Source organism: Euzebyella marina (genome assembly GCF_014855515.1).
Taxonomy (GTDB): Bacteria; Bacteroidota; Bacteroidia; order Flavobacteriales; family Flavobacteriaceae; genus Euzebyella; species Euzebyella marina.
This window is the reverse complement of sequence record NZ_JACYFK010000003.1, coordinates 616,448-630,013: the sequence shown is the minus strand read 5'-3', so window position 1 is coordinate 630,013 and position 13,566 is coordinate 616,448. Positions and strand designations below refer to the sequence as shown.

The following is a 13,566-nucleotide window of genomic DNA, read 5'->3' as shown; positions in this document are numbered from 1 at the left end:
TTGATTTTAGATTGTTGTTAACTACTTATAAAATGGTTATTCGCTTTTAGAATTGATATTCCTCCATTTATTTTAAATCTATGCAACAATGTTAATAATCGCAGTTCCCCCTAATGCATTACGACGAAGTGACTCGACTGAAGTTTGTATGGATGCTACCAATGAATTGAAGGAATCGGGCTTTTTTAAATACCTATTTGCTCCGATTGAAAATAATTTAGCTATGCGATCAATATCAAATTCAGTGGAATAAATTACAATAGGTACATTGTCAAATTTGCTATTCTTACGAAGAGCCTCTAAACATTCCTCGCCATCCATTCCTGGCATATACAAGTCTAAAAAAATCATGTCAGGTTTACTGTGTTCGGATGAAATAGCACTCATCAACTCCAACCCACTATTATAAATCTTTAATTCAGCAGAGCACTTTGATTCTAAGAAGGCTTCTTTAAAAAGTTGTTGATCATCTTTATCGTCATCCACTAAAAATATCCTAGACTTTTTCATTTTCATCTAAATTTCATTTATAATTAATTCAGTTAGGAGATGTAATCTGAAAGAAAGGATAGAGTCCTTTGCCATTTCTTGTAGAAACGAAATTCTTAGATTTTGAGTTAGAAATTTGTTGCCAAAAATTTTTAAGTTAACTCAAAACGATATAAGAATATACCTACTTAAAAGTATTACATATCATCATCGAATAATTAGCTATCTAGGTAACTTGCCAACTACTAAAAATTTTACAGCTTGTCTATACGGGTTTTAGAGGTGACAAATCTATATATTGAAGTCGAATTTCCCCCACATGTTCGTCGTACACAACATCATTGTGTAATTTTTCCCAAGTAATCACCTCATTGAAGTTTTCATTGAATTGTGCTAAAAGCTTTTCCGATAACAAAATATATTCGTTCTTGGCAATATCATTCTTGAGTAGCTTATGCGCAGTTATTACATCCTCTCCAATGAGTTTTATATGCTTACCAACTTTCACGTGAGCAATCTCCTCCCCAAAGTGAAGTATAATTTTAAGCCCTAAGATCTTTGGAATATCCTTGGCCCTAGCAGAATCTTCCTTTTTGATGAGCTCATCAATATGGAAATAAAAATCTGTATAGAATTTTTTACATTGATTTATAAGATCATCGAAGGAAGGAAGTTTCCCCTGTTTGTAGAATAAGACCGCGTCTCCCTCAATTTCAGAAATTTTAAGTCCAATATTATTTGAATATATAATATTATTTAGGAGGGAAGGTATCACTTTTGACCCTAGGTCAAAATCAACTTTGGACATAAATTCTGTGAACCCACTAATATCAGGGATACATAATAAGGTAGGTTTAGGATTCATATTATGAATAAATATTTGAGTGCAATAAGCTATGTTATCAGGCTTCGGCCAATAACGCCATTATTTTTTTTCAGGTTCGATGTCTTCTTGAAATTCATCTGTCATTTGAAATTCTGATTGATAGGTGAAAATATTGGTAGACAAATTAATTAAATGTGATTGCGTTTCATAGAAGTGCATCATGTAACCCGCCGTATTCACAAAAATTACAACATCTCCTTGAGAGGGCAAACCTGGGAACTTTAAAGCTCGTTTTAAGAGTACGTCCTGTTCTAAGCAATAGGCTCCAGTAAAGTATAATTGAACTTCCTCCCTTTCTGTTGGAAGGTTTTTATAAACAAGAAAGGGATCCACCAAATAGTCAGCGCTGGAACTTTTGAGATGGCTCATATTCATCTCAAGACCCACCAACCAATTATCATTAGCATCGATTTTTCTGTGAATGACCTTGGCCATGGTTATCCCCACTTGATCTAATAGAGACCGGCCAGGTTCAATTCTAACTTCTAAATTCAATTCCTTTAAAATATCCGCAACCGATTTCCCTTCAGAATTTTTATATTGAAGAACATTTTCCAAGTATTCGGGCCCGTTTACACTATTATAATATGGGTATGTGCGTAAATTACCCCTAATAGTCTTGGCCTCTTCATCTAGGTGTAATCCCAAACCATCATTCCTAAAAGTTATTTCTTTTTGATTACCATACAAGGAAGATCTTAAATTGTACTGGAAGGCGTTCCATTCATTTTCGGACTCCAGATAATTCATTAAAATTCCCCCTCCAATATCCATGAATTCTATCACGTTTCCTTGTTGACGGAATTCCTTTATTATCTGTAGGGTCTGTTGAGCTGCCTCCCCGCGCTGTCGGATACTATATCCATCTAAGTGAAAATGAATTCCACGAAGCATCAAATTGGGAAAGTCATTGTTCGAGAACCACATTTTAAGGCTAAATATATCTCTCTCGATATCGAAGCCAAAACGGCTGTAGAGTTTCTCCCCGCCCACTTTAAAACCGCTTAATCGAATAGCCACGTTACATTTTTGATTTAATTCACCAGCTATTTGATTGGCCATTTGCAATTCATCTAAATTATCAATAACCATGACTACCTGATTAGTTATAGCCAACTGCATCAATTTTCTATTTTTAACGGCAGCCGTTAATACCAATTTGTCAGGATTTCCTCCTAAGAGCAGTGATTGATTTAATTCTGTATAACTAGCCGTGTCTACGCCAATGCCGAACTCCAAAGCCTCTTTTACTAATCTGGTACATTTATTGGCCTTTCTTGCGAAATAAATTTGACCTTTCAGTTCCAACCTATTGAAAACATCTTGAAAGTCCTTTATATTATCTCTGAAAGATGGGAGATGGTGTACATTTATAGGAGAGTCATATTTCTCGAATAATGATTCGAGGACTTCTGAACTCCCCATAATATTATTCATCCATTCACTCATTTTTGGAGTTAAAGGTGTATCGCTCTTTGCCTTATAAACATTTTTTATTTCTGATATATTTTCAATCATAACTTATCTGAAAAATTCATTTCTTCTTGACTCGCATTTTCTAGAACAAGAGTTGCCCAAATGGAAGCGAAATTATTTCGCTTTCTTGACAATGTATCATTATCGTACACTACTCCTTCAGTAGGAGTGCCATAGATGGATATATTTTTGAGCGACTCACCGTCAGTGGATATAGCCTTACCCTGCCTATCAATTTCAGGACAACCTACATCATAGCTCTTATCATTATGATTCACATAGCTACGTAAAATACCATGCTGTCTCATGTTGGTAAATAAGGGACCCCAGTCCCGGGTAGATTGAGCTGTTGGGATTCGTGCATCAATTAAAACATCAAGATGGTCCCTATTTCTTCCATCTAGCGATAGAATCTCCCAATTTTTATCTTTTTTAACGACCGTAGGGTCGATACAATAACTGAAGTCAATAATGCCCGATTGAACCAGGGATAAAACTTTTTCCATATTCGCCAAAGGAGGTCCATAGGATATCCGGTTCAATTTTGATCGATATTTTTTGTCAAACACAAAATGTGAATCTCCCGATAGACCGGAAAAACTGAATACCCGATTGAAAATTTCACTCAAATCCCCCCATGTAAGGGCAGCCGCCATAAATCCACTACTGTGAGATCCTTTTTTACACTCTTGTACTATATAGTTTAAATAATCGACAGGATTCAGTTTGCTTTTTTCCTTTACAAAGGCCCTTGTCTTAAAAAGGTCTCCAAACACAAATTTGTATTCGTTAGGATAGCGTTGATGAAATGCTTTAATGAGAAATTCCATTTTCTCCAAATCATTATTTACCTCAAAATCGAAACTGTATTTTTTTGTAATTACACTATAATATCTATATCGGGTCTCCGCCACATATAATGGTAGAATATGTCTAATGAAGTGAATATAATTTTCGGATAGAGAAGCCTTAAAAATATTCTCTAGGGTGAAAAATTTGGGCGTGTATCGTATTTTATTTTCAATGCCAGTTCTAGGAACCATTAACATACCACTTCTAGAGAAGGGGAATATTTTGCTTGGTTCCTTTCCTGAGGGATGGTATTTATAGTTACCATTGGCTAACAATTCAAATCTCCCGCCTCTACCTTCCGTCAGGCCCAAGACAGCGTCAATGAATGTGAGACCCATTCCTTTTATTCCCACATGACTCCTTTCACTAATTGCTGCTAAATTTTCTTCAACAGGATATACAAATGGAATAAATGTTCCATTACAGGATATATCATTTCTTTTTCCACTCTTGAAGCTTGAGTGCCCGGTAGTTAGTAAAACCTCATTAACGAAAATTTTATGAGAACTACCATTTTCATTTAAATATATACCTACGCCATTCTCATAGTTAACAATATCACGAACCTCGTTGTGATAAATATTAATTTTTGCATTGTCCGGTTTGTTCCTCAACAAAAGATTGAAACAATGAACCAAATAACCTCCAACTGTTTTTCTGGAAGAATAACCATTTTCAAGTTTATAGATATCAATACCTTCCTTTCGCGATAACCACTCCACGAAACTTACTGCTTCAGAAGTAATTGATTTAGGCACTTCATCCACCCATGCATTTATTTTCCGATTTGGATAATTCATTAAGAGGTAGTCTGGCTGATTCGGCTGATATATAAAGCCAGCTCCTGGAAACCCTGATTTTTCATAAATATTAATTTCGAATGATATATCCCGACTATTGTATTTTATCTGAGACAACAAACGTTCCAGAGCATATAACCCTTTTGGTCCCAATCCGACTATAGCAATCTTATATGGTGTTATAGGCGCCATCTAACATATTTTGGTTCAGTATAAGATTGTCATCACTTGTTTTTTGATTGATACCTTCCAGCACCCAATGATCATTGTAAATAGTGTCTAAATACCTCTCACCACTATCTGGTAATAAAAGAACTGATGTAGCGTTCTTGGGTATTTTGTATCTGATTTTATTAAAAGCAGTGATGATACCTCCGGAAGAACCGCCAGAGAGAATTGCCTCTTTGTCCAATAAATCTCTACAACCAGTTACACATTCCAAATCAGACACATGAACAACTTCATGCACTTTCCGAACATCTAAAAATTTGGACGGAACCCCTGCGCCATGTCCCGGAATTCTCCTATTGCCAGATACGCCGCCGAAAAGAACACTCCCCTTTGCATCAACGGCTATTAACTTTGTTGACAATTCGTTCTCTTGTATATAATCTGCACAGCCCATTAGCGATCCACAAGTGCTGGTGGCAACAAATAAATAATCTGGTTGACTCTTCAATGATTCAACAATTTCATCCATGACATTCCAATAGGTTTTGGGATTGTTAGGATTTGCATACTGATTGGTCCAAACACTTCCTGGATACAAATTCAATAACTCACGAACCTTTTGTAAACGCGCGGCCAAAAAGCCACCATTAGGTAAAGGCTCTGTCACTCGGACAACTTCAGCCCCGTAAGCTGCCAATAATTTGTAATTTTGAGCATTTAGATTAACGTCAACTACAACTATCAGTTTTAAATCATAGAACCGACATGCCTGTGCTAAGCCCACGGCCATGTTTCCCGAACTAGACTCTATAAGTGTCCCCCCTTTTCTAACAGTACCATTTCTAATTAATTCCGAAACTATACGTTGAGCAGTACGGTCCTTCATGCTCCCTGCAGGATTCGCACTTTCTAGTTTGGCATATACATTATTCTCCTTAAAATAACGCCCCAATCTTACTAGTGGGGTATTTCCTATAGTATCCATGATATGCAATGCAACATTTCTCATAATTGTAACTTTAGCCGTGATTAATTGAGCTTAAATTCAGAAACCTAGGTATTATAAAGTAATCCACATACTTTAAACCACTGCAAATTCAGGATAATTAAGATGCTCTATGCTGCTCGATTCATTTTGATTTTAGCTTGATTAAAGTGTGTCAAAAATTCTTCTATAAGAACACATGGAAAGAACTGAAACAAAAAATTTAATAGTGTTGATTTCAAGATAATTAATAGTCTAAACCTATGGGTAACGAGAATAACTTGAAGACTGTAGAGGGGATAGGACTTTTTATTTATAAACTTATACTTGTTCCTATATCAAGAGATTTTCTTAGTATTCCTTTTTTTAAAAATTCTCTCGTTCCAATACATTAAAATTCTAACGATGTCAGCCTTAACCTTTTCAATATCAATTTGGTTGTCAATTTTCCCCAATATAAAAATGGAAGATATGTAAAGGAAAATAACATATATAAATAGTATTGCCGACATACCTACCGCAAAAGTTCCCATGTTATTCATATAAATTATTTGCTATCCAATACCTATCGCCTTTAACATAATTTACCGCATATATTTGATGAACTTAGGGTTGTATTAAGTTCTTCTCGCATAAAGTAGTTTGTTAAAATATAATTATAGGACATGGTCAACATTAAATTAATAGTCAAATACAAACCTAGATTATGTGATGGAAATGTATTAATTCGGTTGCTAAGAGCATGACAACCAATCCTATATATTTTGATAAATTAAAGATGATACGCTACATCGATTCGAACTTCGATAATCGTTAATAAACCAAGCCTAGATTATATAAAACCATTGGTATTCCAGCTACGAATTAACTGATGGCAAATTTGATTTCGACTACAGGTTTAGCGAGGATATGGTATTAATCATCAACGAGTAAATCATATAATTCCGTTAACAAGTTCCACTCCAAATTCATTAACCTATTTAGCCGATAAATTGCCAATGCATCATTGCCACAACCATATATGCTTAAATTAAGGTTATTAGAAAATTAATTAATGTGGGAGTATTTAAATACCCCCACATTATAGTTCTTTATTGCCCCCTCATGATAATTGAATTATCCTAGGAGGTTTTTGCCTCGCTTCTTCTTTTTTAGGTAAGAGGATTTCAAGAATACCATTCTGATATGATGCACCAATCCTGCTGCAATCCACAGTCTCTGGTAATCTAAAGGTTCGTTTAAAATTGGTATATCCGAACTCCCTTCTAGCGTATGTACTTCCTCCCGCTTGCTCGTCGACTTCACTTTTAGAAAATATGGAGAGTAATAGGTTGTCAAGTTCGATTTGGAAATCGGACTTTTGCATTCCAGGCACGGCCATTTCTAAAATTAAGGCATCAGATGTTTCTTTAATGTTTACTCTGGGCAAGGTAATTCCGTTATTATACCCTGTAGGTAATACACCGGATAATTCGGATTTTAAGACATTGTCAATCCAATTCGACCAATTGGCTAATCCTAAATCGGAAGTTGCTAAACTTCCATTTTTCGGAACAGTTAATACATTGTTCATTTTAAAAAAAATTTAAGTTCAACATTATTTTGTCATTAGTATATGCCCCTTGGGACAGTTTATAAGAAAACAAATGAAATGCCAATTGTGAAATGCACAGTGTTGAAACTTTCAATTTTAATAAAATTTTTAAATTTTTAGTGTTCTAGAAAATAGTGCATAACCGAGCATATGTCAATTTGACAGAGCGTATAACATAAATTTTGATGCTTCCGAATGGAACTTTCCTTATTTCATTAATAATAAGGATTTTAGAATAATTTGATCCTTACATTCTCCATATGAAGTTGTAATCCAACTTCATCAATTTCGCTTGTTATCAAATTTTTAGCCTTATACAATCCTCAAATGTCCCTTTTTGTTGGTATGATTATTTGACTTACTTTGCTTATGTTCATCAAGTTTCCTTCTCAACAATTTCATATCATTACTAATTTTTTTCTCAATTACCCTCGCATATTTTTGAGTAGTAGATAATTTTCTATGGCCTAGCAATTTAGAGACCGTCTCAATCGGAACATCGTTTAATAGAGCTATCGTAGTAGCAAAAGTATGTCTTGCAACATGGAAAGTTATATGTTTATCAATTTTGCAAATAGAGGCGATTTGTTTCAGGTAAAGGTTAAGTCTCTGATCGCTAAATACGGGTAAAAGGTGATATCCATTTTCTACTTTTGGATAAGAAGCATATTTCTGAAGTATTAATTTGGCTTCATTTAGCAAGGGTAATTTTACAGGTACATTAGATTTCTTCCTCCGTAGTACAATCCAATCTTCGCAATCAATTCCTTCAACGATGTTCTTTGCACTTAAATTTTTCACCTCTATATAACTCAGACCAGTGTAGCACGAAAAAACGAAAATATCCCTCACTAGAGACATACTGTCATTGGATAGTGATACATTCATTAAACAATCCAACTCGGACTGTTCCAAAAAGGCGCTATCGTATGAGTCAAATTTCAATTGGAACAAATTGAAAGGGTTAGATTTAATCCAACCATGCTTCAGAGCCATGTTCGTAAGTTTTTGAAGTCGTTCCAAGTGTTTCATTATACCATTGTTCCGCAAGGGTTGAGATTTTTTTAATGGAGAACAGGTACGTAAATAATTTTCAAATTTTGTTATAAAAGAATAATCGATGTGCAGAAGATAAATGTCCTTCACTTTATATTCTTTTTGGATAAAACGTCGAATGTACTTTTCGCTAGCCTTATAATTCTTGACAGTTCCGGGGGCTAGCTTTTGGATTTCATTTTCCCTGTGATAGGTAATCAATTCCATTAATGTCAAAACTTCTCTATCTTTTCCTGTATAGCGAAGTTTTATAGCTTCGGCCGTTATGGGATGGCCTTTCTCCAATAATTGTCTGTAGGCACTTTTTAAGTTTAAATTCACTGTATCCAGTGCATCATTAATATTGCCTGAATTTTTTACCTTGGACTTAACTCGGCAGGCATTGTAATTCCAATTCTTCTCAAGTACAGCTTTTTTTGTACTAATGTCAACTGCCTTACTATCTATCCATATACGCGCATAGATAGGAGCTGTACCATCTTTTTTAAGGGCATTTTTCCTCAACCAGAAATGAACGTTGAATGTGTGTTCTGAAATCATCACTTTCGTATTTAATTGAAAACTCAGTTAAATCGAAAGCCAAATCATCTCGAAAGTCGAATCACAGGTCGTGAACTATAAATTTAGGCATTTCTTTCCTTAGAAAATAGGACACTAATTAGGACACTAATTATAGTGTCTATAAATGAATACAAAAAAAACCAGTAAAAATGTATTTTACTGGTTTTCATTTAATTACATATTAAAAAATCAATTTTAATATCCTAAGTGTCGGGATGACTGAATCATCGACGTAATCTTATCGTATTGAAAATCATTGTTTTAACCCTGTAATCTTGGAGGTATTCCCGTTAAGAACACGGAAAGCGAAAAACAACTTTTGAACACAAATTTTATGTGTTTAACTACTAGTAAAAATAAGATTAAAATTTAAACTATTTGGAATCAAACATAAAATCCAAAATATTAACTCGATAAAATATAGTTCTACATTTTCAAGTTATTGTATGTCTATTCTTTTGCCAAAACTATCAAGTCAAAGAATAATAGTCTCGTTGATAGCTTTACTTCATCCGGTAAACCTGTAAATTCCCTCTCCTGTTCTTCAGTAGAAAATAGACTTTCAAAACCATTTTTAGCATAATATCTTAATGCCCTGGGTTCATTATATGAATCCACAACAATAAAACGACATCCTGTTTTATTTGCTCCATCTATAAACCAAGACTTAATGAAATCCATTAATTGTTTTCCAGTATTATCCTCTTCACCTTCAACATTTCTATAATCTTTGTGAACTCCCAAACGACCAATTAAAACCGCTGGATAGCTTCTCATATGTTTTTCACGTGGTATTTCCCTAATTACTTTCTTTTTCCTAGAATTTGGAAGATGCGTGGTTTTAATACTATCATTTGATATTGTAAAAGCACAAACAATTATTGATGGATCTTCATCAAGAGTAAAACAATAAGTTTTTCCTAAAAGTTCAGCAGAATAATTTTCCACATCATTTCTAAAAAAATCATTTAAATCAGGATGATCGCAATCAAAAGGTTCACAACCATCTATAACTTCTTGATTGTAGGGTTTTAATGTGCAACTTTCAAGTAGAAAACCCAAAGCAAAAGATTATAGTTTAGCTTTAGCTAAAATCTTTGAAGCAACAGAAGATTGTTTGGAAAAATCAATAGAAGATTTCTTAGCAGAGTTTTCAGCTATTTTGGTAGTAAAATGAACTGCTGCTTTATCTTTTAATACAGGTATAGATTTAATTGCTATTGCCATTGTTTCTATATATGATACAAAATTATATAATTTAAACGTTTTAAAACAATTTTTATACCAAAAACTCCATTAGTTTATATAATCAAGACCTCTACTAAGTATCATTATAAGAGGTAAATAATTAACGACACTTATTGCAAGAACAACCATTCAGATAAAAGCAACATGAGTTTTTCCTTACTTACAGAAGGTACTTCTTTAAAGAATTTAGCTTGAATATTATTATGCTTTTCTCCTATTACACCACCACTGATATAATTTCTAATTACAGTATTATCAACAAACCAATAATTCTCACTTTCTATGTTACCCAATATCCATCTTAAATTAGTTTCAAAATAGTCCGTCTGATCTCTAAGCATTTCAGGTTGAAATCCAACACCATTACCTGAACCGAACCCTAATCTACCATTACTCTTTTTGTGATACTTAATTTCCAAAAAATATAAGTTAGGTCTAGAACCATTTTCAGCTATCATAATATCTACTGCCTTTTTAAAATCATATAGCTTAAAATTCCCTCTATCAGATAGAATTTCATTCAATATATCTTTTCGAATATGGTTTTCAAATTGTGGTTCGCTTAGAATATTTTGCATAGTTATAAATACCCTGATTTTCGTCAACCTTTAGTCATTCTCATATCTGACGTAAAATAATAGGACAGGTAAACATTTTACTTGGAATTACTTGGTCAAGAACCTCCAAACGTCACTTATTGTAGCATTAAGAGTATGTTCGTCTTTGTGGGAATAGTGAAAATGGCAAGGTCTTCCATTAAATATGGCTAAATAAATTGGATATTCCGATTTTCCATCCAAGTCCTCAAACATTACAATTTGAAGACTTACACCTTTATCCAATAAGGCCGCAAAAAGTTCCTCTTCTTCCCTACTTAATGGCTCTGTTCTCAAAAACATAATTAATTATTTAATTCATTGTCAAGGTTACTTATAAACTTACCTTCTATAAGCTTGCCATTTTTCAAATACTCAAAAAACTGGTCATAATTTTCAGGGCTAAGAAAATGAAAGTCATAGTGTTGGTCGATTTTATGATATTCAAGTTGATTATTAAGTTCTTTAAAATGAGAACAAGCCCATTTGTACTTAGCTTTGTTTTCAGGAGAATAATCTTTATCGCTCTTTATCTCAACCACTATTATATGCTCAATACCATTTTTGGATACCTTTATAAAAAAATCTGGGTTAAACTTGGATTGCTTTGTATGGTTTCCTGTTGCAGTTGTCAATGAGTATTCAATCGAATAAAAATTTTGATTAGTTGATTTCAACCAAGCGTCTATTATTTTGGAATTGTCATTTTTAACTAATTTTTCAACAAATTTTCTTTCTGGTTCTTTAGTGGTAAATAGAATATCAACAGGAGTTTTAAAATCAAATGCGTTGATCTCTCTTTCTGAACTTTTCAAAAGATCCTCATCCTCTAATACTTCATTCAAAATTCTCAGTATATCCTCATCTTCTATTTCATACTCATATTTATTTGTGTAGAAAACCGTAGATCCAGCGGTTCTAAGATTACCGACCGAAAGAGTTTCCCTTTCTCTTTTTTTAGTTGATATTAGATATGGCTTTTGGGCTAGTCTCTCCAATACAATTGATTTGTTCTTCTTTCTCAATAGTGTGTTAAATGCAGCAAATATTTTTCGCTTATTATTTTCATCTATTAAATCCCCTTCAATTCCAACCCTTTCCATGGAACGCCTCAATAATTTTTCTATTTCCTCTCTTGGTGGTAAATTATTCTTTGTATACTCCGAATCGGCCAACTTCAACACAACCCCTTCCCATTCCCTAGTTTGAAACTCACTATAAATCTTATTAATTATTGCTTTTAAAGGCGTAAAACGATATTTAATATCATATTCGGCTTCACTTACTCCTCCTAACACGTTTAAATAAATAGTTTCCTTTTTCACATTGGAGACTGACGATTCTAAATTTATATAACCCTTGTAATTGAATGTATTAGTTTCACTTGTATTTTCAACCCCTCTTTCCGTTTTCTTATAATCGATGTTATAAAGATTAAAGTGATATTTACTTCTTTCCTGTGTTTCACTAGTCAATACTTGGCTAACCAATCTTAACTCAATTTCAAGAACTTCATCAACTAAACCTCTAATTTTGGAACCCCACGATGAATGATTAAAAATAACAACTTTGGCTGCATTTGGATATAAATCAGGTAATCTCAACCCTCTCCCCAAAACTTGAGCAATTAGCAGTTTTGAATTGAATGCTCTTTCCTCCATTGGAACTATTTGAAAAACATTTTTCACGTCCCACCCTTCTGTCAACATTGAAACAGAAACTATCCATTCAATTGTTTCATCTTTGTCATCAACATTTTCTAATCTTATCAGGTTGTGCTCATGTACTTTGTCCGAAGTAACTGTTATGACCTTTGTCCTCCTAATTTCTTCTTCAGATATATTTTCCTCTTTGGATAGAAACTCAACAATCCTTGTTTCCAGTCGTTTAGCATTATTTATGTTATTAGTAACCAAAATGGTCAATGGCCTAACATCCCTGTAGATTATTTTATTCTTTTGATGGTTCTGGTAAATTTTTTGAAATCTTTGGTCTTCGTTAGAACTATCATCCTCACCTACATAGTCAATGGATTTGGTGAAACCTTTGTCAATTGCACTTCTCAATGAATATCTGAATATCACATCGTTAAAGTAGTCGTTGTCAATGTAAGCTGTACCGGTAAAACCTAAAATATAATTAAAGGCATATGCATCATCCAGTAAAAATCTTTTCCAAACCTTGATGCTTTTACTTTGCAAATCATTACCCGTTGTTTTATTGTAAATATGATGTGATTCATCATTAAGAACCAATGTTTCAAATCCCTTTTTAAAACCGAAACTATCTTCAATAGAAGAGCCTGTTCGCTCATATACTGCATGGATATTTTCTATACAGATATCACCTTCTACTACCGTGACGCTACCATCAACAATTCTTGGGTTTTTTAAAATTGCTTGTTTCGGTATTGATTCTGAAAGTCTAGGATCAGATGAGAGTTGAATAAATTTTCTTTTCAACTCCTTTTCAATTGTTATTGAAGGACAAAGCACCAATACTTTTTTTACGATGCCCAATCCCAACATTATTTGGGCAATTCCAAACATGACAAAACTTTTTCCTGTTCCAGTTGCTAAATCGATAGTGCCTGAAAGTTTATGAGGCAACTGAATTTTCTTGAAATATTCATCCACATGCTCAAATCTCTTTCTAATTTCAGGATTATTCGAATGGTTTTGTCTAATTAAGTCATTAATAGAGTTGTACTGTTTTGAAGCTAGATAAATCAAAGCATTTTTAATTGCTTCCTTCTGATATTCCCTATTACCGCAAAGTGTATCCAAGTATCTATCCCAATATTCTATAGATAAATCGGTAGAATCATAATACTTATTAATTTTCAAAACCAA

At 33.6% G+C, this 13,566-nt stretch carries 12 protein-coding genes; all 12 read right to left on the bottom strand.

Annotation, left to right across the window (positions count from 1 at the left end):
* Nucleotides 1–78: 78 nt before the first annotated feature.
* The 12 genes from IL356_RS15775 to IL356_RS15720 all read right to left on the bottom strand — a co-directional run bounded on the left by IL356_RS15775 (nucleotide 79) and on the right by IL356_RS15720 (nucleotide 13,560).
* Nucleotides 79–516, bottom strand: coding sequence for a response regulator (locus IL356_RS15775; protein ID WP_121848472.1), 438 nt, complete (start codon nucleotides 514–516; stop codon nucleotides 79–81).
* A gap of 238 nt (nucleotides 517–754) precedes the next feature.
* Nucleotides 755–1,354 (bottom strand): DUF2652 domain-containing protein, encoded by a 600-nt coding sequence (locus IL356_RS15770; RefSeq protein WP_121848471.1) that lies wholly within the window; start codon nucleotides 1,352–1,354, stop codon nucleotides 755–757.
* 60 nt (nucleotides 1,355–1,414) lie between these two features.
* Complete coding sequence (locus IL356_RS15765) at nucleotides 1,415–2,893, bottom strand: type III PLP-dependent enzyme domain-containing protein (protein WP_121848470.1); 1,479 nt, start codon at nucleotides 2,891–2,893, stop codon at nucleotides 1,415–1,417.
* Nucleotides 2,890–4,695 (bottom strand): FAD/NAD(P)-binding protein, encoded by a 1,806-nt coding sequence (locus tag IL356_RS15760; RefSeq protein WP_121848469.1) that lies wholly within the window; start codon nucleotides 4,693–4,695, stop codon nucleotides 2,890–2,892. The genes IL356_RS15765 and IL356_RS15760 overlap by 4 nt, the downstream gene beginning before the upstream one ends.
* Complete coding sequence (sbnA, locus tag IL356_RS15755; protein WP_225621527.1) at nucleotides 4,673–5,659, bottom strand: 2,3-diaminopropionate biosynthesis protein SbnA; 987 nt, start codon at nucleotides 5,657–5,659, stop codon at nucleotides 4,673–4,675. Before sbnA ends, IL356_RS15760 begins: the two co-directional genes overlap by 23 nt.
* Before the next feature lie 1,102 nt (nucleotides 5,660–6,761).
* Complete coding sequence (locus IL356_RS15750; protein WP_121848466.1) at nucleotides 6,762–7,232, bottom strand: Hsp20/alpha crystallin family protein; 471 nt, start codon at nucleotides 7,230–7,232, stop codon at nucleotides 6,762–6,764.
* Between the two features lie 333 nt (nucleotides 7,233–7,565).
* On the bottom strand, nucleotides 7,566–8,849 hold the full coding sequence (locus IL356_RS15745) for a site-specific integrase (RefSeq protein WP_121848465.1): 1,284 nt from the start codon (nucleotides 8,847–8,849) through the stop codon (nucleotides 7,566–7,568).
* Between the two features lie 471 nt (nucleotides 8,850–9,320).
* Nucleotides 9,321–9,932 carry a GNAT family N-acetyltransferase gene (locus tag IL356_RS15740; RefSeq protein ID WP_121848464.1) on the bottom strand — a complete coding sequence of 204 codons (612 nt, stop codon included), beginning with the start codon at nucleotides 9,930–9,932 and terminating at the stop codon, nucleotides 9,321–9,323.
* 9 nt (nucleotides 9,933–9,941) lie between these two features.
* Nucleotides 9,942–10,097, bottom strand: a complete 156-nt coding sequence (locus IL356_RS15735) for a hypothetical protein (RefSeq protein ID WP_162987853.1) — start codon at nucleotides 10,095–10,097, stop codon at nucleotides 9,942–9,944.
* 131 nt (nucleotides 10,098–10,228) lie between these two features.
* Complete coding sequence (locus IL356_RS15730; protein WP_121848463.1) at nucleotides 10,229–10,696, bottom strand: hypothetical protein; 468 nt, start codon at nucleotides 10,694–10,696, stop codon at nucleotides 10,229–10,231.
* A gap of 87 nt (nucleotides 10,697–10,783) precedes the next feature.
* Nucleotides 10,784–11,017, bottom strand: coding sequence for a hypothetical protein (locus IL356_RS15725; RefSeq protein ID WP_121848462.1), 234 nt, complete (start codon nucleotides 11,015–11,017; stop codon nucleotides 10,784–10,786).
* A 2-nt stretch (nucleotides 11,018–11,019) separates the two neighbouring features.
* Complete coding sequence (locus tag IL356_RS15720; protein WP_225621517.1) at nucleotides 11,020–13,560, bottom strand: DEAD/DEAH box helicase; 2,541 nt, start codon at nucleotides 13,558–13,560, stop codon at nucleotides 11,020–11,022.
* Nucleotides 13,561–13,566 lie beyond the last annotated feature (6 nt).

Bases quoted from the DNA above. Each gene is read 5' to 3' on its own strand.
- IL356_RS15775 (WP_121848472.1), bottom strand. From the start codon at position 516: ATGAAAATGAAAAAGTCTAGGATATTTTTAGTGGATGACGATAAAGAT.
- IL356_RS15770 (WP_121848471.1), bottom strand. From the start codon at position 1,354: ATGAATCCTAAACCTACCTTATTATGTATCCCTGATATTAGTGGGTTC.
- IL356_RS15765 (WP_121848470.1), bottom strand. From the start codon at position 2,893: ATGATTGAAAATATATCAGAAATAAAAAATGTTTATAAGGCAAAGAGC.
- IL356_RS15760 (WP_121848469.1), bottom strand. From the start codon at position 4,695: ATGGCGCCTATAACACCATATAAGATTGCTATAGTCGGATTGGGACCA.
- sbnA (WP_225621527.1), bottom strand. From the start codon at position 5,659: ATGGATACTATAGGAAATACCCCACTAGTAAGATTGGGGCGTTATTTT.
- IL356_RS15750 (WP_121848466.1), bottom strand. From the start codon at position 7,232: ATGAACAATGTATTAACTGTTCCGAAAAATGGAAGTTTAGCAACTTCC.
- IL356_RS15745 (WP_121848465.1), bottom strand. From the start codon at position 8,849: ATGATTTCAGAACACACATTCAACGTTCATTTCTGGTTGAGGAAAAAT.
- IL356_RS15735 (WP_162987853.1), bottom strand. From the start codon at position 10,097: ATGGCAATAGCAATTAAATCTATACCTGTATTAAAAGATAAAGCAGCA.
- IL356_RS15730 (WP_121848463.1), bottom strand. From the start codon at position 10,696: ATGCAAAATATTCTAAGCGAACCACAATTTGAAAACCATATTCGAAAA.
- IL356_RS15725 (WP_121848462.1), bottom strand. From the start codon at position 11,017: ATGTTTTTGAGAACAGAGCCATTAAGTAGGGAAGAAGAGGAACTTTTT.